Source organism: Streptomyces gelaticus (assembly GCF_014649535.1).
Taxonomy (GTDB): Bacteria; Actinomycetota; Actinomycetes; order Streptomycetales; family Streptomycetaceae; genus Streptomyces; species Streptomyces gelaticus.
In genome coordinates, this window is the sequence record NZ_BMTF01000023.1 from 24,669 (window position 1) to 49,395 (window position 24,727).

The window sequence follows — 24,727 nt, forward strand, 5'->3', positions numbered from 1 at the left end:
TTCGGTCGTCCGGCGCGGGGAGCTGCTGCGGGTCCTTGCCGGGGTCGACGAGTTCGAGGCGCAGCCCGCCGGGCAGTGGTACGGCGGAGGTGGTCCGGTGCTCCGGGTCCGGGGCCTCGGGGCGTACCCGGACCGCGACGCCGTCCGAGTCGCCGACCCAGAGCGGGGCGGTGGAGCCCCGGACGGTGCCGGATTCGCTCTCGGCGGTGCCGGGGTCGGCGCCGTGCTCCGCGTTGTGGGTCTCCAGGTCCTGCCAGTCGGACCACTCCCCGGTGCCGGAGGCGCGGGTGCGGACCTGGACGGTGCCGCGGAGTTCGGTGTCCGCGTCGTCCCAGACGACGCCGACCAGGGAGAAGGGGCGGACCTCGCGTTCGGGCAGCCCCTGTTCGGGGGCTGCCGCGGACCGGGTGGGTTCGCCGGTGGACCGGCCGGAGGGCGCGGACAGGGTCCGCATCGGCAGGGACTGCGTCGAGCCCGGCACATCGACGGGCTCGGCCTGCTCGGCCGACTCGGCGGGAACGGTGCGGGTGTCGGGGGCGGCGCCCGCAGGCACGGCCGACGGCAGCACGAGAACGGCCGCGCAGGTGACACCGATCGAGGATGCAAGGAAGGCACGCATGCGAATAATCCTGGGCATACTCAGGCAACTCCGGCCACCGGGTGTGCCCCGGCGCAATTGACGGTCCGTCTGCCCAAGCGGTGTACCCGGCCCCCTTTCTTTCCTCCGGACCGGTGGCCGCCGCGTACTCTTGCGCGGATGAACGCCACCGACCGCACCCCTGCCGACCTGCTGCGTTCCGCCCTCACAGCGGACCCGGCCCGCCCCTTGGTCACTTTCTACGACGACGCCACCGGAGAGCGCGTCGAACTGTCGGTGGCCACCTTCGCCAATTGGGTGGCCAAGACCGCCAATCTCCTCCAGGGCGACCTGGCCGCCGAGCCCGGCGACCGGCTCGCGCTCCTGCTGCCCGCGCACTGGCAGTCCGCGGTCTGGCTGCTCGCCTGTTCCTCGGTCGGCGTGATCGTCGATGTGCAGGGCGACCCGGCCGCGGCCGACCTCGTCGTCACCGGGCCGGACACCCTGGAGACCGCGCGCGCCTGCCGGGGCGAGCGGGTCGCCCTCGCGCTGCGCCCGCTGGGCGGCAGGTTCCCGCAGGCACCCGAGGGCTTCGCGGACTACGCGGTCGAGGTGCCGAGCCAGGGTGACCGGTTCGCGCCGTTCGCCCCTGTGGACCCGGACGCCCCCGCGCTGGCGGTGGACGGCGTCGAGCTGACGTCGGCGCAACTGGTGGCGCGGGCCCGCGACGATGCCGCCGCGCTCGGCCTGACCGTCGGATCGCGGCTGCTCACGGGACGTACGTACGGCAGCTGGGAGGGGCTGAGCGCGGGGCTGTTCGCGCCGCTGGCCGCCGGGGGGTCCGTGGTCCTCTGCCGTCACCTGGGGCAGCTGGGCGAGGAGGGGCTGGCGAAGCGCATGGAGAGCGAGCGGGTCACCAACAGCGCGGTATGACAAGCACGCTGAGGACCACTCTTCCGGCCGACACCGCGTCGAGTCCTCGGGGGCTGCGCCCCAACTCCGGTACATGATCGGCGTTAAGGACCACCGAGGACACAACCAAGCGTGAGGTTCAGCCGTCTACTCCTGCAACCGGCGGCCCGACGCGCCGCCGAACGTGAAGGATGGACGCAGACGTGAGCGAAAGCGCCGGCCCGCCGGACGACCCGGCGGCGGGCGGGGACAGGCCGCCGTCCGGGAGCGGATCCGGCGCCACCCCGGTCACCGGAGCCGGACACCGGCGCCACTGGCTGCGCTGGACCGCGCTCGGCGCCTCTTTCGTCGTCCTGGTCGCGGCGGGCGTCGGCGCGTGGCTGTACCGCAAGCTCGACGGCAACATCAGGACCGACACGTCCACCGCCGCCGAGCTCAAGGTGTACGAGCGGGAGCGGCCCGCCTCCGTGGTGCACGACGCGGAGAACATCCTGCTCATCGGCTCGGACAGCCGGGCCGGCGACAACCGCAAGTACGGCCGTGACGACGGCGGCAGCCAGCGCTCGGACACCACGATCCTGCTCCACCTCGCCGCGGACCGGAAGAGCGTCACCGCGATGTCCCTGCCGCGCGACCTGATGGTGGAGATCCCGGTCTGCCACGGGGCGGACGGAGCGGCCACGAAGAAGCAATTCGCCCAGTTCAACTGGGCCTTCGAGCTCGGCGGCACCGCCTGCACGATCCGTACGGTCGAGAAGATGACCGGCATCCGGATCGACCACCACATGGTCGTCGACTTCGACGGCTTCAAGGACATGGTCGACGCCGTGGACGGGGTCGAGGTCTGCCTCAAAAAGCCGGTCGACGACGCCGACGCCCATCTGAAGCTTCCCGCCGGCCGCCAGAAGCTCGACGGCGAGCAGGCGCTGGGGTACGTACGGGCCCGCAAGTCGATCGGCAACGGCAGCGACACCGAACGGATGGACCGCCAGCAGCAGTTCCTGGGCGCGCTGGTGAACAAGGTCCAGAGCGACGGCGTACTGCTCAATCCGACCCGCCTCTACCCGGTGCTGGACGCGGCCACCAAGGCGCTGACCACCGACCCGGGGCTGGACAGCCTCAAGGACCTGTACGAGCTGGTGCGCGGCTTGCGCAACGTACCGACCGACAAGGTGCAGTTCCTGACCGTGCCCCGGCAGCCCTACGCCGCCAACGCGAATCGGGACGAACTCGTACAGCCCGACGCGGACCGGCTCTTCAAGCGGCTGCGCAAGGACGATCCGGTCGCCGTGGTCCCGGCGGACGAGCTCAAACGTGACGACGAGAAGAACAACGGGAAAAACAATGCCGCGACCGATACCCCGGATGCTTCGGGCCCCAGTCCCACGCCCACTTATTCGGGCAACAACGCGGCGGCGGACCTGTGCAAGCAGTAAAGCAATTCCCAAACAGAAGCCGGTGATCGGCGTGTAATGAGCAGTATGACCAGTTGTAAGGACCGTGGAATTTGTCACGCACGTCGCTCGACGCCGAACCGGGCCGATAGTGTGACGCGATCCGGTGCTGCCGGCCTCCTGGCCGCGCACTTCTGGAGCGAAAGATCGAGCGCCTGATCGGGGGAGGCGCCTCGCGTGGCACCGACGGAGGACTCAAGCAACCGTGGATGCGCAAAGCCGTGGGCGGGCGGACGGAATCGACCCCGCAGACCAGTGGGTACTCAACCCGCAAACCGGCGATTACGAACTGCGACTGAATCATTCCGGAGGGGATTCGGACGCCCCTTCCCGTACTTCAGGCGCGCGTGTTCCCCAGAGCAGAGAACCGGTGCGGGAAAGCTCCGGCGGACGCAGGGGCGACCGCCGGAATACGGCACGCGAGGGTCAGGAGTCCGGTCCGGACCGCGAGGTCCCCGGTCAGCGCGGCCGCCGTTCGGCCAACGGCGCGCGCGGCCAGGAGAGTTCCGGCCCGGCAAGCCGCCGCAGCCGCAAGGCCCCCAAGGCCCGTCGCAAGAAGGCGCTGCTGTGGACGGGCGGCACGATGGCGTTCGTGCTCGTCGGCCTGTCGGTGGGCGGGTACGCGCTGTACCAGCACTTCAACGGCAACCTGAACTCGGTCGACGTCGGCGGGTCCGGCAACAAGAACGTCTTCGACACCGACGCCCCCATCAACATCCTGATCATCGGGACCGACAAGCGCACCGGAAAGGGCAACGAGGGCTACGGCGACAAGGGCAGCGAAGGCCACGCCGACACCAACATCCTCTTTCACGTCTCCGAGGACCGCACCAACGCGACGGCGCTGAGCATCCCCCGCGACCTGATCACCGACATCCCGGACTGCAAGGTCAGGCAGCCGGACGGCTCGGACAAGGTCGTCTCGGGCACGCAGAACGTCCGCTTCAACGAGAGCCTCGGCCAGAAGGGCCGTAACGCCGGCTGCACCATGGACACGGTCAAGGAGATCACCGGCCTGAAGGTCGACCACTTCATGATGGTCGACTTCAATGCGGTGAAGGAGCTTTCCACGGCGGTCGGCGGGGTCGAGATCTGCCTGGCCAAGCCGGTCAACGACCCGGACTCGCACCTGGACCTGTCAGCCGGTGAGCACCGCATCCAGGGCGAGGACGCCCTGGCGTTCGTGCGGACCCGGCACAGCTTCGGCAACCATGGCGACCTGGACCGGATCAAGGTCCAGCAGCAGTTCATCGCGTCGATGATCCGGCAGATGCAGTCGGACGACACCCTGACCAGCCCGACCAAGCTGTACAAGCTGGCGGACGCCGCGACCAAGGCGCTCACCGTCGACACCGGCATCGGCACGGGGAAGAAGCTGGCCTCGCTGGCCCAGGAGCTCAGCAAGGTCAACACCAAGAACATCACCTTCACCACGGTGCCGGTGCTCGACAACCCGGCGGAGAAGGTCAAGGCCACCGTCGTACTGAACGAGGCCAAGGCCGAACCGCTGTTCGCCATGATGCGCGACGACACCTCGCTGACCGAGGTGAAGTCGAAGAAGAAGGCCGAGAAGAGCAAGCAGGACGCGCTCCTCAAGGGCCCCAAGGCCGCCGCCGCCGACGTACGCGTCGATGTGTTCAACGGGGGCAAGGTCCCCGGCGCCGCGCAGACGACGGTCACCTGGCTCCAGAACGAGCAGGGCGTGCTCAAGTCCACCAACAAGGCCAACGCCCCGGCGAAGGCCGCGAAGACGACGCTGGAGTACGCGCCGAACCAGGCGGACCAGGCCCGCGCACTGGCCGCCATGATGGGCCTGCCCGGCTCGGCCATGAAGCAGGGCACCACGGACGCCGAAGGGCTCCAGGCGATGGTGCTGACGCTGGGGGACGACTTCAAGGGCGCGGGCACTCCCATCGCCGGGCCGGTGAAGGTGCCGGCCGATATTCAGCAAGCAAACGCCGACAAGGCAGAGTGCGCCAAGTGACACCGGGTCACTGCGCGGAACCACGAGTCTGAGCAGCAGGGGGGTCCTGGTGGCACGAAGCAGTACGCCCGGAGAGGGGACGCGACCACGCGTCCGGCACGCCGGCCAACTCGGCTGGGACGACGGGCTGTACGAGGAGGGGCCGGAGAAGAGCGAGGACTCCGGCGCCGGGGAGCGGCGGACCGCTTCCGGGGAGAGCGGTCACCGGCGCGGTGGCCCGAAGCGGCGCGGCAAGACGGGCAAACGCCGCGTCCTGCGCTGGGGTGCGTCGGTTCTCGCGCTGCTCATAGTCGGCGGCGCAGGCGCCGGTTACCTCTACTACGAGCACCTCAACAGCAATCTCAAGAAGGCCGATCTGACGCTCGGCGACAGGAAGATGGCCGACCACAAGGCCAACGCCGCCGGTCAGACCCCGATGAACATCCTGCTCATAGGCTCGGACGCGCGGGACTCCAAGGAGAACCAGAAGCTCGGCGGGGCCAAGGAGACCTTCGGGGCGCCGCCCCTGGCCGACGTACAGATGCTGCTCCACCTCTCCGCGGACCGCAGCAACATGTCGGTGATCAGCATGCCGCGCGACACCATGCTGAAGATCCCGAAGTGCACCGACCCGGAGACGAAGAAGGTCTACCCCGCGACCACCGGCCTGGAGATGACCAACGAGACGCTCGGCCGCGGCGGTCCCGGTTGTTCCGTGGCCACCTGGTACGAGCTCACCGGCATCACCATCGACCACTTCATGATGATCGACTTCTCCGGTGTGATCTCGATGGCCGACGCGATCGGCGGCGTCCCGGTCTGTGTCAAGGGCAATGTCTACTCGCACACCAGCGAGGGCAAGGGCTCCGGGCTGAAGCTGGAGAAGGGCACCACGAAGATCAAGGGCAAGCAGGCCCTCCAGTGGCTGCGCACCCGCTACGGCTTCGAGGACGGCACCGACCTCGGCCGCACCCACGCCCAGCACATGTACATGAACTCGATGGTCCGTGAACTGCGCAAGGGCACCAAGCTCACCGACCCGGGCAAGCTGATGAACCTCGCCGAGGCGGCGACGGACGCGCTGACGGTCGACAAGGGCGACAACGGCCTCGGCTCGATCGACAAGCTCTACGACCTCGCGGAGGAGCTCAAGAAGGTGCCCACCAAGCGCATCACCATGACGACGATGCCGAACGTCTACGGGACGGGCACGCTCAAGGAGCGGGTGCTCCCCAAGCCCGGCGAAGCCGACCAGCTCTTCCAGATGGTCCGCGACGACATCCCGCTCGACGGCAAGGCGTCCAAGCGCAAGGCACCGGCCGCCGCCAAGAAGCCCACGGCCTCCCCGGCCGAGATCCCGGTGGCCGTCCGCAACGGAACGCGTACCGACACCGAGTACCCGGCCAAGGGCCGCGCCTCGGCGGTCAAGGAACTGCTGGCCGGTAAGGGCTTCACCCAGGCCACCGTCGACGCGCAGAACACCGAGGCGGCGAAGCGGACCGGGATCCTCTTCCCCACCGTGGACATGGAGGGCAACGCCCAGGCGGTCGCCAAGGCGCTCGGCATCCCGCTGTCGGCGGTGAAGAAGTCGACCGACGTCTCGGGCATCACGCTGACCGTGGGGGCCGACTGGCGCGAGGACGGCGACTATCACGCACCCTCGGCCAAGGAGAAGACCCCGGAGAGCGCACGGGCGCTCAACGGCGACGACGAGACGGCCTGCATGGACATCCAGCCGGGCTTCGGCTGGTAGGCGTTGGGACACGACGCACCGCGGGGGCCCTCCGGCACATCGGAGGGCCCCGCGGTGGTTGTGGTGCTCAGAGCCGGTCGGGAGGCCGGCCGACAGGCGCTCAGACGGTCATGGCCGGGCGGCGGCTGGCGATGACCTTCTTCGCGAGCGAGCGCGGGCTGGTCAGGAAGCCGTACCCCCAGGACATGTGCATGGTCGCGAGGGCCACCGGGATCTGCGCCCGCGCCTTCAACGACAGGCCCTTGCCCGCCGGTACGGACCCGGCGACGATCGCCGCCGCGTACCCGGCCGGGACGACGAAGGCCCACGGGGTGACGGCCGCCCCGACCACGATGCCCGCCGCGATCGCGCAGACGGCGGTGGGCGGCGCCAGGTAGCGCAGGTTGATCGAGCCGGAGTGGTAGCGGGCGACGACGTGCCGCCAGCGTCCGTAGTCCTTGTACTGCTTGGCCAGCGCCCGCACGGAGGGGCGCGGCCGGTACTGCACCTTCAGCTCGGGCGAGAACCAGATCAGGCCGCCGGCCTCGCGGATGCGGTAGTTCAGCTCCCAGTCCTGGGCCCGGATGAACTCCACGTTGTAGCCGTCCGCCTTCTCCAGCGCCTCGCGGCGGAAGACGCCGAGGTAGACGGTCTCCGCCGGGCCCGCCTGGCCGCCGGTGTGGAAGGCCGCGTTGCCCACGCCGATCTTCGACGTCATGGCGGCGGCGACGGCGTCCTCCCAGGCGTTCTCGCCCTCGGCGTGCATGATGCCGCCCACGTTCTGCGCACCGGTCTCCTCCAGGAGGCGGACCGCGGTCGCGATGTAGTTCGGCGAGAGCATGCCGTGGCCGTCGACCCGCACGACTATCGGGTGGCGGGAGGCCTTGATCGCGGCGTTGAGGGCGGCCGGGGTGCGGCCGGTCGGATTCGGGACGGTGTGGACCCGGGGGTCCTCGCGCACCAGCTCCGCAGCGATCTCGTCCGTACGGTCCGTGGAGGGGCCCAGCGCGATGACCACCTCCATCTCGCCTGCGTACTCCTGCTCCAGGATGTGCCGGACGGAGTTCCTGAGGTGACGTTCCTCATTGAGCACCGGCATGATCACGGAGACGGCGGGGTGCTGCGCGGCAGACATGGTGGTCCTCGGGTGGTCCTCGGGAGCGCCGGGGGTTCGGGGGTCCGCACCCCACCAGGCGGCATGATTCGGCCGCCACGTTACCGCGAACGGGGGACACGGGCGCGCCCCGCCGGGTCGCGAACCGGGCCATAGATCATATGGCCCTACTGTGCGAACGGTCCCCTCGCACAGCGGAGGTCTCCCTCGTGCCCACACCGCACCGCTCCCCCCACTCGCCGCGTTCCCGTGCGGTTCCGCCGCAGCGCAGGTCCAGAAAGCAGGACGAGCGACCACGCTGGAGCATGCGGTTGGTCACCGGTCTCTCCGTGCTCGTGCTGGGAGCGGGCGGGATCGGCCACGCCGTGGTGACCAATCTGGAGACCGGGATCGAACGGATCGATCCGTTCAAGGACATGAAGAACCGGCCACGCGCGGGCACCGGCACGAATCTGCTGCTCGTGGGCACCGACGGCCGCGACCGGATCACCGCGCAGGAGAAGCAGAAGTACCGGCTGGGCGGTACGCCCTGCCACTGCACCGACACGGTCATGCTGGTGCATCTGTCGGCGGACAAGGAGCGCGCGAGCATCGTCTCGCTCCCCCGCGACAGCTACGCCGAGGTCCCCGAGCACACCGACCGGAACACCGGTGAGCAGCACTCCGCGCACCCGGTGAAACTGAACGCGGCCTATGCCGAAGGCGGGCCGAATCTGACCGTGCGGACCGTCGAGCACATGACGGGCGTCAAGGTCGACCACTATCTGGAGGTCGACTTCACCAGCTTCATGAAGACGGTGGACACCCTGGGCAGGGTGAAGATCTGCACCACCCGGCCGCTGAAGGACTCGTACACCGGTCTCGACCTCCCCGCGGGCCCCCATGAGCTGAACGGCGGACAGGCCCTTCAGTACGTGCGCTCCCGCCACATCGACGGGGCCGCCGACCTGGGCCGGATGCAGCGCCAGCAGAAGTTCCTCGCCTCGCTGATCGAGCAGGCGACCAGCAGTGGCGTGCTGCTGAACCCGGTGAAGTTCCGGGACGTCGCCTCGACGATGCTGAGCTCGGTCCGGGCGGACAAGGGGTTCGGTACGGAGCAGATGCTGGAGCTCGGCCAGGCGATGCGCGGCTTCTCCCCCGCCTCGTCCGAGTTCACCTCCGTACCGATGGAGAACGTCTCCTACCCGGTCAAGGGCATCGGTTCGACGGTCAAATGGGACGAGGCGAAGTCGCAGAAGCTCTTCCGGGCCCTGCGCGAGGACAAGCCGCTCGCCCCCGCGCGGCCCAAGCAGCCGAAGGCGGTGGAGGTCGCTGTCGCCCCCGGGCAGATCCGGGTCCAGGTCTACAACGGGACCCCGAGGGACGGACTCGGCAGGACGGTCGACGACGCGCTGCGCACCACCGGCTTCGACACCACGCGCGCCCCGCTCAACGGGGAGCTGCGCGACCTCAAGCGCACCCTGGTCACCTACGACCCGCGCTGGGACCGGTCCGCGAAGTCGCTGGCCGCCGCGTTGCCCGGGGCCGAGCTGCGGGCCGTGCGGGGTCAGGGCGCCACGATGCGGGTGACGGCGGGCACGGACTTCGAGAAGGTGCAGCGGGTACGGGCCGAGGAGACGGACAGCGGTGAGTTCGGCACGGTCACGGGCGACCAGGTGGCCTGCCCGTGACCGCGGGGGCGCCGCCCTCGGGTGTTCAGTCCTCGATGCCTTCCGCCGCGCGCTTCTCGCGCAGCTCCCTGATCGCACGGCGGCGGGCGAGGCGGTGGGTGCGCCGGATCTGCGCCTCCTGATAGCGCCGCTTGTCGCGCTCCGTCTCCGGGATCACCGGCGGTACGGGGCGCGGCTTGCCGTCCGCGTCGACCGCGGCGAACACCAGATAGGCGCTGCCGACCTGCTGGGCAGGGGTGGATTCGTTCCAGCGCTCGGCCATGACCCGGACGCCGACCTCCATCGAGGAGCGGCCGGTCCAGTTCACCTGGGCGCGGACATGCACGAGGTCGCCGACGCGGACCGGCTCCAGGAAGACCATCTCGTCCATCGAGGCCGTCACGGCGGGACCGCCGGAGTGCCGGCCGGCCACGGCGCCCGCCGCGTCGTCGACCAGCTTCATGATCACGCCGCCGTGCACCGTGCCCAGCAGGTTGGTGTCGCTGCCGGTCATGATGTGGCTGAGGGTGGTCCGGGAAGCGGCGGTCGGCTTGCCCGGAATGTCGCCCTCCGGGTGCGGGGCCTGATCTGTCATACCGTCCACCTTATGCGGCGGCTTCCGCCCGGCGGCAATGCATCAGCTTCGCAACAGCCCTGATGCGATTTCCCGCACCCCCTGTAATACCAGTACACCTGGCCTGCACACTGGACCGCATGAACGATTGGCCCGAGGGATGGTCCGACGACAACCGCGGCGGCAACCGCTACGGGCAGGGCAGCGCCGGCGAGCAGCCCGAGGGCGCCCGCGTCATGCGGCACGTCCAGCGCCCTCCCGCCCCGCCCCAGCACCGCCCGGCCCCGCCCCGGCAGCGCCGGCCCCAGCAGCACCCCGGTGAGTACGACAACGCGGGGTACGACAGCGGCTACAACACGGGCCAGGTCTACGGCGGCGGCCGGGGCAGCGGCCACGGTGGCGGCCAGGACGACGGCCGGGGCGGCTACGCCCCGGGGCGCCCGGCGCCCGACTGGCGCCGCCGGATCAAGATAGGCGCGCTGACCCTGGTGGTCGTGGTCCTCGGGGTCTCCATAGGCACGTACTTCTGGGCCGACTCCAAGCTCAAGCGCGAGGTGGACCTCTCCAAGGTCATCGAGCGGCCGGAGGGCGGTGACGGCACCAACTACCTGATCGTCGGTTCCGACAGCCGCGCAGGCATGACGGCCGAGGACAAGAAGAAGCTCCACACGGGCTCCGCGGCGGGCAAGCGGACCGACTCGATGATGATCCTGCACGACGGATCCAACGGGCCGACGCTGATCTCCCTGCCGCGCGACTCGAACGTCGAGATCCCCTCGTTCAAGGGCTCCGACTCCGGCAAGCTCTACCCGGGCCGCGGCCGCTTCACCAAGCTGAACGCCGCGTACGCCATGGACGGTCCCGAACTTCTCGTCCGTACCGTCGAGTTCAACACCGGACTGCACATCGACCACTACGTCGAGATCGGCTTCGGCGGCTTCGCGAAGATCGTGGACGCGATCGGCGGCGTGGAGCTGGACATCCCCAAGGCCTTCAAGGACAAGAAGTCCGGCGCCGACTTCCAGGCGGGCAAGCAGACGCTGAACGGCGAGCAGTCACTGGCCTTCGTCCGCACCCGGTACGCCTTCGCCGAGGCGGACCTGGCCCGTACGAAGAACCAGCAGAAGTTCCTCGCGGCGCTGGCGAGCCAGACGGCGACGCCCTCCACGATCCTCAACCCGTTCAAGCTGTACCCGACGATGGGGGCCGGCCTGGACACCCTGATCGTGGACAAGGACATGTCGCTCTGGTCCCTGAGCCAGATGTTCTTCGCCATGAAGGACGTCACGGGCGGCGAGGGCAAGTCGATGAACATGCCGATCTCGGGTTTCTCGGGCGGCAACGTGGTCTGGGACAAGGCCAAGGTCAAGCAACTGGTGGAGCAGCTCAAGAACGACGAGAAGGTCACCGTCACCGAGAACTGACGACATCGGGCAGCAGGCCCGGACGGTTCGCCGTCCGGGCCTTTTGCCTGTCCCGGGTTCCGGCCTGGTCGGGAATATGCGGGAAGGAGGGCGCCAAGCCTTGTCAGTGGCGGCGCCTACAGTCGCACGCATGCCCCAGGAGCCACAGCCCCCGAACCTCGTGCTCGACCTCGACGCACTCGCCGCGGCCGTCGGCGAGCGGCCCGACAGACAGGCGGCATGGCGTTTCATCCACGCCTTCGCCCGCGACTGGAGCCAACGCCCGCTCACTGGGGCCGACGGCTACACCCCCGCCGAACTCGACGCGGCCCAGGCCCGGATCGGCCTGCCCCTGCCCGCGGCGCTGCGCGAGGCCTACCAACTGCTCGGGCAGCGCATCGACCTGACCGACAATCAAGACATGCTGCTCGCCCCGCAGGACCTCCGCATCGACGAGGACCGCGGTGTACTGATCTTCCGCGTCGAGAACCAGTCCTGCGCCTACTGGGGGATACGCGTCACGGACCTCGACAAGGACGACCCACCCGTCGTGGTCCGCGCCGACCTCGTCCGGCCCACCGCCGACGACTGGGACGCGTGGCTGGGCCGGGTCAGCGTCGCGTTCGTCGAGATCGTCCTGTCCGAGGCCCTGTGCGCCGATGAGGACCTGATGGGATGGGTGACCCCCGACAGAGACACGGGCCTGCCCGAGGACATCACCGCCACCTTCCAGCGGCTGCCGTTCCCGGAGTACCCGATCAGCCAACAGCCGGGCTCACTCTGGTACGCGCACGACGAGATCATCCTCCGCGACGATCGCGGGACCGCGATGTTCCGCGCCCGCACGGAGGCGGCCTTCGACCGCTTCGACGGGGAGGACGAGGAGTTCGAGGAGGACTGACGGGAGTCGCCCCGTCCGGACCGACGGCCGACCAGGATCAGTGCTCGGCCGCGTACAGGATCAACGCTCGGCCGCGTAGGAGACGAAGCCTGCCCAGGCGCTGGGGCCGAAGGCGAGGCGAGGGCCTTGGGCGTTCTTGGAGTCCCGGACGTGAACCGTGCCGGGGGCAGCGGCGACCTCGACACAGTCGGCCTCGCTGCTGTTGCTGCTGTAGCTGCTCTTGCGCCACTCCAGCTCGTGGCCGCCCCTGGCGGAGAGCTCGCTGATCATGTTTCTCCCAGAAGTTGCTCGATGAAGGCCAACGACTCACGCGGAGTAAGCGCCTGGGCCCGGATCATGCCACACCGCAGCTCAAGGATTCGGAGCTGCTTCGGATCGGAGACCGCCCGACCATTGAACGCTCCTTCCGACCGCCCCATGGCCGTACCGTCCTTGAACTTCAGCACCTGCGTCTCCCCTTGCATTCCGGCGTGCTCCTCTCGGGCAGTTGGCATGACCTGGATCGCCACATATCGTCGAACTCGCCGCACAGGGCCTGGGCAACCGCCCGGCCGGACAACAGTGGAGGAACCTGGTGGCCGTGGACCTCTCTTTCTACAAGTCACCGCTCTCGGAGGAAATCCGGGACGAAGGCCGAGCCGAAGGCCGTGCTGAAGGCCGCGCCGAAGGACTCCTGCTCATCCTCGACGTGCGCGGTATCGCCATTACCGACGAGACCCGCGAGAAGATCACCAGCTGCAACGACCCCCAGCTCCTGCATCAGTGGCTCAACCGCGCCGCCACCGCCGCCACCGCCGAGGAAGTCTTCGCGGAGGAGTAGCCCCGCCCCGGCGAGGCAGTGCGGGTGGCCTCGTCCGGCACCACGACCACCACCGCCGTCGCCCGCCCCGTCCCCCGCTCGTCCTCCTCTTACTGATAAGCAGGTTCGTCTTGCTGTGCCGGTTCGCCGGTGGGCGCGGTGGCCTGGTTCGATGCCGAGCGGAGGAGGACGGCCACGAGCACGGCTGCGACGGCCATGGCCGCGCCGCCGCAGCGCAGTGCCAGATGGAGCCCCTCGATGAAGGCGGTGTTCACGGCGTCATGGACCGGTGCGGGCAGGATCTGGGTTCCGTCTGCTCCCGTGCCGGCGACCGAGTCTGCGATGCCCTGGCGGGTTTCGGAGGGAACGCCGAGCCGATCGAGCGATCCGGTCAACGTGGCGGCCAGGCGGCTGGTGAGGACGGCTCCCAGCACGGCGACGCCGACGACGCCGCCGATCTCGCGCAGCATGTTGAGGGTCGCAGAGGCCATACCGGCCTGGGCGAGAGGGACACGCTTCATGACTGTGACGGACACCGGCGTGAAGGTCATCCCCATGCCGATTCCCATGGCGAGCAACACCCACAGATACTCCGGGTAATGGGCGTGCCGACCGTACAACGAGAGGCCGCCGAGAGCCGCCGCGCACAGGGTCAGGCCGGTCACCAGAGGGATCCGGGGGCCGCAGCGCGCGGTGAGTGTGCCGGACAGCGGCGCGGCGACGACGATCATCGCGGTCATGGGCAGCCCTGCCAGGCCCGCACTCGACGGCGCCCAGCCCATCACGTCCTGCATGAGCAACGGCAGGAAGAACGAGGCCCCGAACATGCCGAAGCTGATCATGAATCCGGTCACCGCGGCTCCGCTGAGCACCGGGTCCCGGAAGAAGTGCAGGTCGAGCATGGGGTCGGTGGTGCGGAGTTCGACCGCGACGAAGGCCGGCAGGGCTACAGCCGCCACCGCTGCGAGGGTCAGAACACGGGTATCGGTCCAGCCGCGGGCCGGTCCTTCGATGAGTGCGTAGACCAGGGCGCCGAAGCCGAGCACCGAGAGCAACTGGCCCGGAAGGTCCACGCGCTTGGCCCGGCCTGCGAACTCCGGGAGTGCTCGGGCGGCGAGCAGCAGCCCTGCCGCTCCGATCGGGACGTTGATCCAGAACACACTGGCCCATCCGAACGTGTCCACCATCGGCCCGCCCAGGACCGGGCCGATGGCCAGGCCCAGGGCGGAGACACCGGACCAGAGCCCGACAGCCCGGGCCCGCTCCTTTTCGTCGGTGAAGACGTGCCGCAGAATCGACAGGCTTCCCGGCGTGAGCAGCGCCGCGCCGAGTCCTTGCAGCATCCGTGCGGCGATCAGCAGGCCGATCGACCCGGACAGTGCTGCCGCCGCTGATCCTGCCGTGAACAGCGCCAGTCCGGTGAGGAAGATCCGTTTGCGGCCGTACCGGTCGCCGAGTGTGCCGCCGGTGAGCAGGAGTGCGGCGTAGACGAGGCTGTAGCCCTCGACCACCCACTGCAGTCCGCTGACACCGGCGTGCAGCTGCTGCCCGATGCGGGGCAGGGCGTTGTTGACGATGACGTTGTCGAGCATCGCCATGAACATCGTGGCGCACAAGGCGGCAAGCACCAGCCTCTTGCGCCGGGGGGTGAACTCCTCCATCACATTCCCTAACAGTGTTAGTCGGCCATTCGGAGCCGAAAGCCTGCCCCTAACAGTGTTAGATTGCAAACCGGTTTTCTTTCGACGGAGGTGGCCGATGGCACGGGACAGCGCAGCCGAGGGCGCTGCACAGCCAGGACTGACCCGCCAGATGCTCGTGGCGGCGGGCCTGCGAGTGCTGGAACGTGAAGGCATCAGCGGGCTGTCGATGCGCAAGGTCGCCGCCGAACTGGGAGTGAAGGCAGCCTCCCTGTACTGGCACGTCCGCAACAAGGAACAGCTACTGGACCTGCTCACCGACGGGCTCATGGCTGACGCCGAGCCGCCGCCCAGGCAGGGCGACTGGCGGGAGCAGCTCCGCGAGTACTCGCTGCGCTACCGGCGGCACCTGCTGGCCAAACGCGACTCCGCCAAGGTCGTCGCAGGGCGGCTCACACTCGGCCCGAACCTGCTGCGTCTCATGGAGGAGCAATTGGACCGGCTGCGTGAAGCGGGATTCTCCGACGCCGACGCCGCCCTGGCCAACTACCTTCTCGGTGCCTTCGTCCAGGGCTTCGTGCTCCAGGAACAGTCACCCATCTCCGCGTCCGAGACCGAGGGCGCCAGCCGTTCCGAAGTCGCCCGGGCGGCGGCCGACCGACTGCGCGGACTGCCGGAAACGGCCTTCCCGAACCTCGTCGCCCTGGCCGGCGACCTCACCGCCCCGTCCATGGACGACCGCTTCGCCTTCGGCCTCGAACGTCTCCTCGACGGACTGGCGGCCCTGCTCACCGAGAACCACGCACATCCGACACCCGAACCCGCCCCCCTCGAAGGGAAGCCCTCGCCCCATGAGTGACCGTACCTACCGCGTCATTGTCCGCGGCACGTTCGCCGACCTCGACGAAGCCCAGCGTGCCGCACTCATCGAGAACGCCGCCGAACACGACCTCCTCAACGCCACGTTGACCGACGAGGGAACCCTCACGTACGAACTGCCGCCACGTGCTTTCACCTTCCGCTGCGTCGTCCGGCAACCTGCCGACGCCGATGACGACGCCGCGGTCCAACGGGCCTGCGACAGGGCAGCTGCCGACCTGGCCAACCGCGGAATCCGCCACAGCGCGCTGCGTGGCACGGCCACCAGCCTCGACGACATGAAGATCCGGCGCCCCCGACGCTGACCGACAGCGACCTGAGGGGCCACACGAACGGCCCCCGGCATCAAGCCGGGGGCCGTGGTGTTGACGCAGGTCAGGAGGGGCGCTTTACGGCAGGTTCCTGGCCATCACGATCCGCTGGACCTGGTTCGTGCCCTCATAAATCTGGGTGATCTTCGCGTCGCGCATCATCCGCTCCACCGGGTAGTCCCGTGTGTAGCCGTAGCCGCCGAGCAGCTGGACCGCGTCCGTGGTGATCTCCATCGCGACGTCGGAGGCGAAGCACTTGGCCGCGGCGCCGAAGAAGGTGAGGTCGCCGTCGAGGCGCTCGGACCTGGCGGCGGCCGAGTAGGTGAGCTGGCGGGCGGCCTCCAGCTTCATGGCCATGTCGGCGAGCATGAACTGGATGCCCTGGAAGTCGGCGATCGGCTTGCCGAACTGCTTGCGCTCCTGGACGTAGCCCTTGGCGTAGTCGAGGGCGCCCTGGGCGATGCCGAGGGCCTGGGCCGCGATGGTGATCCGGGTGTGGTCCAGGGTCTTCATCGCGGTGGCGAAGCCGGTGCCCTCCTCGCCGATCATGCGGTCGGCGGGGATGCGGACGTTGTCGAAGTAGACCTCGCGGGTCGGGGAGCCCTTGATGCCGAGCTTCTTCTCCGGGGCGCCGAAGGAGACGCCCTCGTCCGACTTCTCGACGACGAAGGCCGAGATGCCCTTGGAGCGCTTGGTCGGGTCGGTGACGGCCATGACCGTGTAGTACTCGGAGACGCCCGCGTTGGTGATCCAACGCTTGACGCCGTTGAGCACCCAGAAGTCGCCGTCGCGCACGGCCCGGGTCTTCATGCCGGCCGCGTCGGAACCGGCGTCGGGCTCGGAGAGGCAGTACGAGAACATGCCGTCGCCCTTGGCGAGGGGGCCCAGGTACTTCTTCTTCAGGTCCTCGGAGCCGGAGAGGATCACCGGGAGGGAGCCGAGCTTGTTCACGGCGGGGATGAGGGAGGAGGAGGCGCAGACACGGGCCACCTCCTCGATCACGATGACCGTGGCGAGGGCGTCGGCACCCGCGCCGCCGTACTCCTCGGGTACGTGCACCGCGTGCAGGTCCGCCGCGGTCAGGGCGTCCAGCGCCTCCTGCGGGAAGCGCGCCTCCTCGTCGACCGCCGCCGCGTGCGGGGCGATCTTCGCCTCGGCGAGCGCGCGCACGGTCTCCCGGAGCATCTCGTGCTCCTCGGCCGGACGGTACAGGTCGAAATCGGTCGAACCCGCCAAGACGCTCACTCCCCATAGACGCTAACTACCGTTAAGTAACCCAATTTTAGAGCGCGGCTCCCACGCTGGCCTATGCAAAGCCCGCGTGAGCTTCACGACAGGGGTGGGCAAAGGGTGCGGAAAGGGGTGCGGGCAGGGGGCGGACCTGGGCTTCAGGGCCACGACTATGCTCGTTCACCGCACGTCTGCCCGCATCTCACAGGAGCACTTCATGGCCCTCAGGATCACTGTGATCGGCACCGGCTACCTCGGCGCCACCCACGCCGCGGCCATGGCCGAGCTGGGCTTCGAGGTGCTCGGCCTCGATGTCGTGCCCGAGAAGGTCGAGATGCTCGGTGCCGGCCGGGTCCCGATGTACGAACCGGGCCTGGAGGAGCTGCTGCGCAAGCACGTCGAGGGCATCGAGGGATCCACGGGACGGCTGCGGTTCACCACCTCCCCGGAGGAAGTGGCGGCCTTCGGCGATGTGCACTTCGTCTGTGTGAACACTCCGCAGAAGCACGGCGAGTACGCCTGCGACATGAGCTACGTGGACGCCGCGTTCGAGTCGCTGGCGCCGCATCTGACCCGGCCCACCCTGGTCGTCGGGAAGTCGACCGTCCCGGTGGGCTCGGCGGCCCGGCTCGCGGCGCGGCTGGCGGAGCTGGCGCCTGCGGGCGCCGACGCGGAGCTGGCCTGGAACCCGGAGTTCCTGCGCGAGGGCTTCGCCGTGAACGACACCCTGCACCCGGACCGGATCGTCGTCGGGGTGGCGAGCGAGCGGGCCGAGAAGCTGCTGCGCGAGGTGTACGCGGTGCCGGTCGCCGAGGGGTCGCCGTTCGTGGTGACGGACTTCCCGACCGCCGAGCTGGTGAAGACCGCGGCCAACTCCTTCCTGGCCACGAAGATCTCGTTCATCAACGCCATGGCGGAGGTCTGCGAGGCCGCCGACGGCGACGTGAAGAAGCTGGCCGAGGCGATCGGGCACGACGAGCGGATCGGCTCGAAGTTCCTGCGGGCCGGCATCGGCTTCGGCGGCGGCTGCCTGCCGAAGGACATCCGGGCCTTCATGGCGCGCGCCGGTGAACTGGGCGCGGACCAGGCGCTGACCTTCCTGCGCGAGGTCGACTCGATCAACATGCGGCGCCGCGGCCACATGGTGGAACTGGCCCGGGAGGCCGTGGGCGGCGATTCCTTCCTGGGCAAGCGGGTGGCGGTGCTGGGCGCGACGTTCAAGCCGGACTCGGACGACGTACGGGACTCGCCGGCGCTGAACGTGGCCGGCCAGATACACCTGCAGGGCGGCCAGGTCACGGTCTTCGACCCGAAGGGCATGGAGAACGCCCGGCAGCTCTTCCCGACCCTCGGTTACGCGGACACGGCACTGGACGCGGTGCGCGGCGCCGATGTCGTGCTGCATCTGACGGAGTGGCGCGAGTTCCGCGAGCTGGACCCGACGGCGCTCGGCGAGGTCGTCTCCCGCCGGATCATCCTGGACGGCCGCAACGCACTCGACAGCGAGCTGTGGCGCGGGGCCGGCTGGACGTACCGGGCGATGGGCCGTCCGCGGGCCTGAGCCGGACAGAAGTTCTTCAGCCGCGCTTCGCGCGGTAGGTACGCATTTTGGCGCGGGCGCCGCACACCGACATGGAGCACCAGCGGCGGCGTCCCGCCGGGCTGCGGTCGTAGTAGGCCCAGCGGCAGTCCTCCGCCTCGCAGGCCTTGAGCCGGGACCATGTGCCCTCGGCCGCCGCGGTGGCGATGGCCGAGGCGACGCGTGCGGTCAGCCCGGCCGGCTCGGTGGCGGGGCGCAGTGCGGCGGCGCCCGCCGCGTCCACGGTGACGCGCAGGGGTGCCCCGGCGAGGAGCCGGTCGAGCGTGGACGCGGCGTCGTCCGCCGGGCGGTGGCCGGCGTGGGCGAGGCAGGCGGTACGGAGCGCCTCGCGCAGCTCGCGCGCGTCCGGGACCTCCGGTTCGGTGAGACCGAGGGCGGCGCGTCCGTCCGCCGTGTCGAGGGTGTCCGCGCCCGTCTCGATGTCCAGTGTGTTGACCAGTGCCTCGATCAGCGCGAGTGCACCGGGCGCGGATTCCTTCTCACCCATGCCGCGGCCTCATCGTGTGACCTCATGTTCCGACTTCATGGTTGCGACGTTACTTCCTTTGCGGCAGCATGCAGTAACGGTTACCTGTTAAACGCGTTTAGAGGTAACCATCTCTATCGAATCCGTCCGAGGAGGAATCGTCATGGCTGTCGCCACCCTGGGATCCATCGTTCTGGACTGCCCCGACCCGGCAGCGCTCGCCCGTTTCTACGCGGGGCTGCTCGGCGGAGAGATCGTGCCCGACGGGGAGAACTGGATGGATCTGACCGGCATCGGGGGCACGCTCCTCGCGTTCCAGGCCGCGCCCGGCTTCGTACCGCCCCGGTGGCCGAGTGCGGACGGATCGCAGCAGTCCCATCTGGATCTGACCGTGCCGGATCTGGATGCGGCGGAGAAGGAGGCGCTCGCGCTGGGCGCCACCGTGCTGGACGCGGCGGACCGGGAGCGGAGTTTCCGGGTGTACGCGGACCCCGCGGGGCACCCGTTCTGCCTCTGCGCGGGGTAGTGGACGACGTGTGGGGGCGCCCCGCAGGGCGCCCCCACACGTGTCGACAGGCTCTCAGACGGTCGCGTCGTCCAGCTGCTCGATGGTGGCGTGCGACGGGCCGCGGCGGGTGCGCAGCTCGCGCGCCACGTCCTCGGCGTCGCGCAGCACCCGTACGGCGTTCTGCCAGGTGAGCTTGGCGAGATCGGCGGTGGACCAGCCGCGGCCGAGCAGCTCCGCGATCAGGTTCGGGTAGCCGGCGACGTCCTGGAGGCCCTGCGGGAGGAAGGCCGTTCCGTCGTAGTCGCCGCCGATGCCGATGTGGTCGATGCCGGCGACCTCGCGCATGTGGTCGAGGTGGTCGGCGATGGTCGCCACGGTGGCCATCGGGCGCGGGTTGGCCGCTTCGAAGGCGGCGTGGATCTCCATGGCCCGCGCGGTGGTGTCGAGGTGGTGCAGTCCGTGCGCGCGCATGTTCTCGTCCGCGGCCCCGGTCCAGGCGACGGCCTCCGGCAGGACGAACTTCGGTACGAAGGTCGCCATGGCGATGCCCCCGTTGGCCGGGAGCCGGCCGAGGACGTCGTCCGGGATGTTGCGCGGGTGGTCGCAGATCGCCCGCGACGAGGAGTGCGAGAAGATCACCGGCGCCGTGGAGGTGTCGAGCGCGTCGCGCATCGTGGTGGCCGCCACGTGGGAGAGGTCGACCAGCATGCCGGTGCGGTTCATCTCCCGTACGACCTCGTGGCCGAACGGCGAGAGACCGCCGACGCCGGGTTCGTCGGTCGCCGAGTCCGCCCAGGCGATGTTGTCGTTGTGCGTGAGCGTCATGTAGCGGACGCCCAGGGCGTGCAGGGCGCGCAGGGTGCCCAGCGAGTTGTTGATGGAGTGGCCGCCCTCGGCGCCCATCAGGGAGGCGATGCGGCCCTCGGCGCGGGCCGCCTCCATGTCGTCGGCGGTCAGGGCGCGCCGCAGGTCGGCGGGGTAGCGGCCGATCAACTCGGCGACCACGTCGATCTGTTCCAGGGTGGCGCTGACGGCTTCGTCGCCCGCCATGTCGGTCCGCACGTAGACGGACCAGAACTGGGCGCCGACGCCGCCCGCGCGCAGCCGGGGGATGTCGGTGTGCAGATGGCCGGACTGGTCGGTGGCGATGTCGCGGGCGTCGAGGTCGTAGCCGACCTGTTCGCGCAGCGCCCACGGCAGGTCGTTGTGCCCGTCGACGACGGGGTACTCGGCGAGGAGCTCCCTCGCCCGCTCCAGCTGCTCCACCGTCGCCTACTTCCCGAAGCCGAAGGAGTCGGCGCCCTGGACCTTGCTGCGCAGCCGCTTGCCCTTCTCCGTCGCCTGGTCGTTCAGCTCCTGCTGGAACTCCCGCATCCGGGCCAGCAGTTCGTCGTCGTGGGCGGCGAGGATGCGGGCGGCGAGCAGGCCCGCGTTGCGCGCGCCGCCGACCGAGACGGTGGCGACCGGCACGCCGGCGGGCATCTGGACGATGGAGAGCAGGCTGTCCATGCCGTCGAGGTACTTCAGCGGGACCGGTACGCCGATGACGGGCAGCGGGGTGACGGAGGCGAGCATGCCGGGCAGGTGGGCGGCGCCGCCCGCGCCCGCGATGATCGCCTTGAGGCCGCGGTCCGCCGCCTGCTCGCCGTACGCGATCATCTCGCGCGGCATGCGGTGGGCGGAGACGACATCGATCTCGTAGGGGATCTCGAACTCGTCGAGGGCCTTGGCCGCCGCTTCCATGACGGGCCAGTCGGAGTCCGAGCCCATGACGATGCCGACGAGCGGCGCGGCGGTGCCGGGGGAAGTCATTCGGTGATCGTTCCTCGCAGGTAGTCGGCCGCGTGCCGGGCGCGCTCCCGCACGTCCGCCAGGTCGTCGCCGTAGGTGTTGACGTGTCCGACCTTGCGGCCGGGCTTCACGTCCTTTCCGTACATGTGGATCTTGAGCTGCGGGTCGCGGGCCATGCAGTGCAGGTACGCCTGGTACATGTCCGGGAAGTCGCCGCCGAGGACGTTGGACATGACCGTCCAGGTGGCGCGCGGGCGCGGGTCGCCGAGCGGCAGGTCGAGCACGGCGCGGACGTGGTTGGCGAACTGCGAGGTGATCGCGCCGTCCTGCGTCCAGTGGCCGGAGTTGTGCGGGCGCATGGCCAGCTCGTTGACCAGGATGCGTCCGTCACGGGTCTCGAAGAGCTCGACCGCCAGGTGGCCGACGACACCGAGTTCGGAGGCGACCTTGAGCGCGAGCTGCTGGGCCTCGCCGGCGAGCCGCTCGTCCAGCTCGGGGGCCGGGGCGATCACCGTGTCGCAGACCCCGTCGACCTGGATCGACTCGACGACCGGGTAGGCGACGGCCTGGCCGTGCGGCGAGCGGACGATGTTGGCCGCCAGCTCCCGTACGAAGTCGACCTTCTCCTCGGCCAGGACCGCGACCCCGGCCCGGAAGGGCTCCGCCGCTTCCGCCTCGGAGCGGACCACCCAGACGCCCTTGCCGTCGTAACCGCCGCGGACCGTCTTGAGGACGACGGGAAAGCCCCCGGTCTCCTCGGCGAAGGCGGCGACATCGGCCGGGTCCTTCACGATGCGGTGGCGGGGGCAGGGCGCGCCGATCTCGGTGAGCTTCGCGCGCATCACCCCCTTGTCCTGGGCGTGCACCAGGGCGTCGGGGCCCGGGCGCACCGGAATGCCGTCCGCCTCCAGGGCCCGCAGGTGCTCGGTCGGTACGTGCTCGTGATCGAAGGTGATCACGTCGCAGCCGCGCGCGAAGGCACGCAGCGTGTCCAGGTCGCGATAGTCGCCGACGACGACTTCGCTCACCACCTGGGCCGCCGAGTCCTGGGGGGTGTCACTGAGGAGCTTGAACTTGATGCCGAGGGGGATACCCGCCTCGTGGGTCATTCGGGCGAGCTGACCGCCACCGACCATGCCGACTACCGGGAACGTCACTCCTCCAGGGTATCCGCCGCCCCGGGGAGCTCCCGACGACGCCCTCCGGCCTCCTGGCCGGCGGCCGTGTCACAGCCTCGCCACATCACTCCCGGCATCCCCGGGCGCCCCGAGGACGCGCTGGTTAGCATGACCGGGTTGACGTAACCGACGGACGGGCTGAGCGATCACCATGAGCGAACGGGGCGCACTGCGGGCGCGGCTGGAGCTGCTGGCCCGGGAAGTCGCCAAGTTCGGCGCGGTCGGCGCGGTCGGCCTGGTGGTCAACATCGGAGTGTCCAACCTGCTCTGGCGCTACACGAACATCCCGACGGTACGGGCCGGTCTGCTGGCCACCGTCGTCGCCGTCCTCGGCAATTACCTGGGCTTTCGCTACTGGACGTACCGGGACCGCGACAAGAGCGGACGGACCCGCGAGCTGACGCTGTTCCTGCTGTTCAGCGCGGTGGGAGCGGTCATCGAGACCGGTGTGCTGTACGTGGCGACGTACGGCTTCGGCTGGGACAGCCCGGTCCAGAGCAACGTCTTCAAGATCCTCGGGATCGGCCTCGCGACGCTCTTCCGCTTCTGGTCCTACCGGACATGGGTGTTCAAGGCGCTGCCCGTCGAGAAGCCCGAGCCGCCCGCCGAAAAGCCCGAGCCGCCCGTCGAGAAGCCCGGGGCCCGTGGGGCCGAGGGGTTTCTGAAGCAGGGGCGCACGGAGCCGGTGCCGCGGTTCGGGGTGGATTCCGTACGGCGATAGCGGGCGTTCCCCGTGCCGCTCACCGCACCGGGCGTTCCGGTTCCTGTCGCTTCCGGGCCACCCGGCTGAGGAACAGGGCGAAGACCGCGGGCTGCTGCTGGAGCAGTTCGAGGCGGCCGCCGTCCGCCTCCGCGAGGTCCCTGGCCACCGCGAGGCCGATGCCGGTGGAATTGCGGCCGCTGATCGTCCGCTCGAAGATCCGGGCACCCAGATCGGGCGGAACCCCGGGGCCCTCGTCCGTGACCTCGATGACCGCCTGGTTGCCGGTGACCCGGGTGCGCAGCGCGACCGTACCGCCGCCGTGCATCAGTGAGTTCTCGATCAGCGCGGCCAGCACCTGGGCGACCGCGCCCGGCGTACCGATGGCCCGCAGCCCCTGCTTGCCGGAGTGGACGATGGCGCGGCCCGCGCTCCGATAGGCGGGACGCCACTCCTCGACCTGCTGCTTGACGACCTCGTCGAGGTCGAAGACGACGGCGGAGCCGGTACGCGGGTCACGGGCGTTGGTCAGCAGCCGCTCCACCACGTCGGTGAGCCGCTCGACCTGGGTGAGGGCGATGTTCGCCTCCTCCTTCACCGTGTCGGGGTCGTCGGTGACCGAGATCTCCTCGATCCGCATGGAGAGCGCGGTGAGCGGCGTACGGAGCTGGTGGGAGGCGTCGGCGGCCAGCCGGCGTTCCGCGGTCAGCATCCGGGCGATCCGTTCGGCGGAGGCGTCCAGGACGTCGGCGACCCGGTCCAGCTCCGGCACCCCGTAGCGCTTGTGGCGCGGGCGCGGGTCGCCGGAACCCAGGCGTTCGGCGGTCTCGGCCAGGTCGGTCAGCGGGGAGGTCAGTTTGTTGGCCTGGCGTACGGCCAGCAGCACGGCGGAGATGATGGCCAGCAGCGCCACCGCGCCGATGATCATCAGGGTGCGGCCGACCTCGCGGGTGACCGCGGATCTGGACTCCTTGACGGTGACCCGCTCGCCGCGCTCCCCCTCGACCGTGCTGCTGATCACACTGCCGGTGGGGCGCTTGCCGATTTCGATCGGGGACCGGCCGGGGATCTCGACCAGGGCGTAGCGCTTGCTCTCGATCTGCTGGGAGAGCAGCACCGAGGTGATCCGCTCGTCCTCCAGCAGCCGGCTCTCGACGACGCTTATCAGCCGCAGTGCCTCGGAGTCGACGCTCTCCTGGGCACTGTTGCCGATGGTGCGGGTCTCGACGATGACGAGGGAGACACCGAAGACGGCGATCACCACGAGCACCACGGCGAGCGTGGAGTTGATCAGTCTGCGACGCATGGATGCCTGTTCTCAGCTCTTCTCGGAACGTCGGCCCCCC

General features: G+C 69.7%; 22 protein-coding genes and 3 pseudogenes. 13 read left to right on the plus strand and 12 right to left on the minus strand.

Annotation, left to right across the window (positions count from 1 at the left end; genetic code table 11):
* Positions 1-619 (minus strand): annotated as a pseudogene (locus IE107_RS35310) (N-acetylmuramoyl-L-alanine amidase); the annotation flags it as partial.
* Between the two features lie 138 nt (positions 620-757).
* Here IE107_RS35310 and IE107_RS26955 point away from each other — a divergent pair.
* The 4 genes from IE107_RS26955 (at position 758) to IE107_RS26970 (ending at position 6,659) form a co-directional block, all read left to right on the plus strand.
* Positions 758-1,510, plus strand: a complete 753-nt coding sequence (locus IE107_RS26955) for a TIGR03089 family protein (protein WP_189546941.1) — start codon at positions 758-760, stop codon at positions 1,508-1,510.
* A 170-nt stretch (positions 1,511-1,680) separates the two neighbouring features.
* Positions 1,681-2,925, plus strand: coding sequence for an LCP family protein (locus IE107_RS26960; RefSeq protein ID WP_373302507.1), 1,245 nt, complete (start codon positions 1,681-1,683; stop codon positions 2,923-2,925).
* Positions 2,926-3,148: 223 nt separating this feature from the next.
* The gene (locus IE107_RS26965) at positions 3,149-4,927 is read left to right on the plus strand and encodes an LCP family protein (RefSeq protein WP_189546943.1); all 1,779 of its coding nucleotides are present in this window, start codon (positions 3,149-3,151) and stop codon (positions 4,925-4,927) included.
* A 49-nt stretch (positions 4,928-4,976) separates the two neighbouring features.
* Complete coding sequence (locus IE107_RS26970; RefSeq protein ID WP_189546944.1) at positions 4,977-6,659, plus strand: LCP family protein; 1,683 nt, start codon at positions 4,977-4,979, stop codon at positions 6,657-6,659.
* 100 nt (positions 6,660-6,759) lie between these two features.
* Here IE107_RS26970 and IE107_RS26975 read toward each other — a convergent pair whose 3' ends face one another.
* Positions 6,760-7,773: a glycosyltransferase family 2 protein gene (locus IE107_RS26975; protein ID WP_189546945.1), complete on the minus strand. Its 1,014-nt coding sequence runs from the start codon at positions 7,771-7,773 to the stop codon at positions 6,760-6,762.
* Positions 7,774-7,913: 140 nt separating this feature from the next.
* Here IE107_RS26975 and IE107_RS26980 point away from each other — a divergent pair, with 140 nt between their 5' ends.
* Positions 7,914-9,422, plus strand: a complete 1,509-nt coding sequence (locus tag IE107_RS26980; protein WP_444545021.1) for an LCP family protein — start codon at positions 7,914-7,916, stop codon at positions 9,420-9,422.
* A 25-nt stretch (positions 9,423-9,447) separates the two neighbouring features.
* Here IE107_RS26980 and IE107_RS26985 read toward each other — a convergent pair whose 3' ends face one another.
* Positions 9,448-9,996: an acyl-CoA thioesterase gene (locus tag IE107_RS26985; RefSeq protein WP_189546947.1), complete on the minus strand. Its 549-nt coding sequence runs from the start codon at positions 9,994-9,996 to the stop codon at positions 9,448-9,450.
* Positions 9,997-10,115: 119 nt separating this feature from the next.
* Between IE107_RS26985 and IE107_RS26990 the strand changes: the two genes are divergently transcribed.
* Positions 10,116-11,399 carry an LCP family protein gene (locus tag IE107_RS26990; protein ID WP_189546948.1) on the plus strand — a complete coding sequence of 428 codons (1,284 nt, stop codon included), beginning with the start codon at positions 10,116-10,118 and terminating at the stop codon, positions 11,397-11,399.
* A 130-nt stretch (positions 11,400-11,529) separates the two neighbouring features.
* Entirely contained in the window at positions 11,530-12,279 is a 750-nt protein-coding gene (locus tag IE107_RS26995) for an SMI1/KNR4 family protein (RefSeq protein WP_189546949.1), read from the plus strand.
* Positions 12,280-12,339: 60 nt separating this feature from the next.
* Here IE107_RS26995 and IE107_RS27000 read toward each other — a convergent pair whose 3' ends face one another.
* Both IE107_RS27000 and IE107_RS27005 read right to left on the minus strand, forming a co-directional pair.
* Complete coding sequence (locus IE107_RS27000) at positions 12,340-12,549, minus strand: DUF397 domain-containing protein (protein ID WP_189546950.1); 210 nt, start codon at positions 12,547-12,549, stop codon at positions 12,340-12,342.
* Positions 12,546-12,794, minus strand: a pseudogene (locus tag IE107_RS27005) (Scr1 family TA system antitoxin-like transcriptional regulator); the annotation flags it as partial. The gene IE107_RS27000 and the pseudogene IE107_RS27005, both read right to left, overlap by 4 nt.
* Here IE107_RS27005 and IE107_RS27010 point away from each other — a divergent pair.
* A pseudogene (locus IE107_RS27010) lies at positions 12,791-13,099 on the plus strand (hypothetical protein); the annotation flags it as partial. The pseudogenes IE107_RS27005 and IE107_RS27010 overlap by 4 nt on opposite strands.
* Before the next feature lie 89 nt (positions 13,100-13,188).
* Here the strand turns inward: IE107_RS27010 and IE107_RS27015 are convergent.
* Positions 13,189-14,739 carry an MFS transporter gene (locus tag IE107_RS27015; RefSeq protein WP_189546951.1) on the minus strand — a complete coding sequence of 517 codons (1,551 nt, stop codon included), beginning with the start codon at positions 14,737-14,739 and terminating at the stop codon, positions 13,189-13,191.
* A 97-nt stretch (positions 14,740-14,836) separates the two neighbouring features.
* Here IE107_RS27015 and IE107_RS27020 point away from each other — a divergent pair, with 97 nt between their 5' ends.
* Entirely contained in the window at positions 14,837-15,577 is a 741-nt protein-coding gene (locus IE107_RS27020; protein ID WP_189546952.1) for a TetR/AcrR family transcriptional regulator, read from the plus strand.
* On the plus strand, positions 15,570-15,902 hold the full coding sequence (locus tag IE107_RS27025) for a DUF6204 family protein (RefSeq protein ID WP_189546953.1): 333 nt from the start codon (positions 15,570-15,572) through the stop codon (positions 15,900-15,902). The genes IE107_RS27020 and IE107_RS27025 overlap by 8 nt, the downstream gene beginning before the upstream one ends.
* A gap of 84 nt (positions 15,903-15,986) precedes the next feature.
* On the opposite strand, the gene IE107_RS27030 is transcribed toward IE107_RS27025, so the two are convergent.
* A complete protein-coding gene (locus IE107_RS27030) occupies positions 15,987-17,144 on the minus strand; it encodes an acyl-CoA dehydrogenase (RefSeq protein WP_189546954.1) in 1,158 nt (385 codons plus the stop codon).
* A 211-nt stretch (positions 17,145-17,355) separates the two neighbouring features.
* On the opposite strand from IE107_RS27030, the gene IE107_RS27035 reads away from it, so the two are divergent.
* Positions 17,356-18,699 carry a UDP-glucose dehydrogenase family protein gene (locus IE107_RS27035; RefSeq protein WP_189546955.1) on the plus strand — a complete coding sequence of 448 codons (1,344 nt, stop codon included), beginning with the start codon at positions 17,356-17,358 and terminating at the stop codon, positions 18,697-18,699.
* Positions 18,700-18,715: 16 nt separating this feature from the next.
* On the opposite strand, the gene IE107_RS27040 is transcribed toward IE107_RS27035, so the two are convergent.
* Entirely contained in the window at positions 18,716-19,225 is a 510-nt protein-coding gene (locus IE107_RS27040; protein WP_189546956.1) for a CGNR zinc finger domain-containing protein, read from the minus strand.
* A 142-nt stretch (positions 19,226-19,367) separates the two neighbouring features.
* Here IE107_RS27040 and IE107_RS27045 point away from each other — a divergent pair, with 142 nt between their 5' ends.
* Positions 19,368-19,730 carry a VOC family protein gene (locus IE107_RS27045; protein WP_189546957.1) on the plus strand — a complete coding sequence of 121 codons (363 nt, stop codon included), beginning with the start codon at positions 19,368-19,370 and terminating at the stop codon, positions 19,728-19,730.
* A 54-nt stretch (positions 19,731-19,784) separates the two neighbouring features.
* Here the strand turns inward: IE107_RS27045 and IE107_RS27050 are convergent, their stop codons facing one another.
* From IE107_RS27050 to IE107_RS27060, 3 genes are read right to left on the minus strand one after another with little or no spacing between them, the layout of a single operon-like run.
* Entirely contained in the window at positions 19,785-20,978 is a 1,194-nt protein-coding gene (locus tag IE107_RS27050; RefSeq protein ID WP_189546958.1) for a dipeptidase, read from the minus strand.
* A gap of 6 nt (positions 20,979-20,984) precedes the next feature.
* Positions 20,985-21,524 carry a 5-(carboxyamino)imidazole ribonucleotide mutase gene (gene purE, locus IE107_RS27055; protein ID WP_189546959.1) on the minus strand — a complete coding sequence of 180 codons (540 nt, stop codon included), beginning with the start codon at positions 21,522-21,524 and terminating at the stop codon, positions 20,985-20,987.
* The gene (locus IE107_RS27060) at positions 21,521-22,660 is read right to left on the minus strand and encodes a 5-(carboxyamino)imidazole ribonucleotide synthase (RefSeq protein WP_189546960.1); all 1,140 of its coding nucleotides are present in this window, start codon (positions 22,658-22,660) and stop codon (positions 21,521-21,523) included. The genes purE and IE107_RS27060 overlap by 4 nt, the downstream gene beginning before the upstream one ends.
* Positions 22,661-22,832: 172 nt before the next feature.
* Between IE107_RS27060 and IE107_RS27065 the strand changes: the two genes are divergently transcribed.
* Positions 22,833-23,402: a GtrA family protein gene (locus IE107_RS27065; protein ID WP_189546961.1), complete on the plus strand. Its 570-nt coding sequence runs from the start codon at positions 22,833-22,835 to the stop codon at positions 23,400-23,402.
* 19 nt (positions 23,403-23,421) lie between these two features.
* Here IE107_RS27065 and IE107_RS27070 read toward each other — a convergent pair whose 3' ends face one another.
* Positions 23,422-24,687 carry a sensor histidine kinase gene (locus tag IE107_RS27070; protein WP_189546962.1) on the minus strand — a complete coding sequence of 422 codons (1,266 nt, stop codon included), beginning with the start codon at positions 24,685-24,687 and terminating at the stop codon, positions 23,422-23,424.
* Between the last annotated feature and the right edge of the window lie 40 nt (positions 24,688-24,727).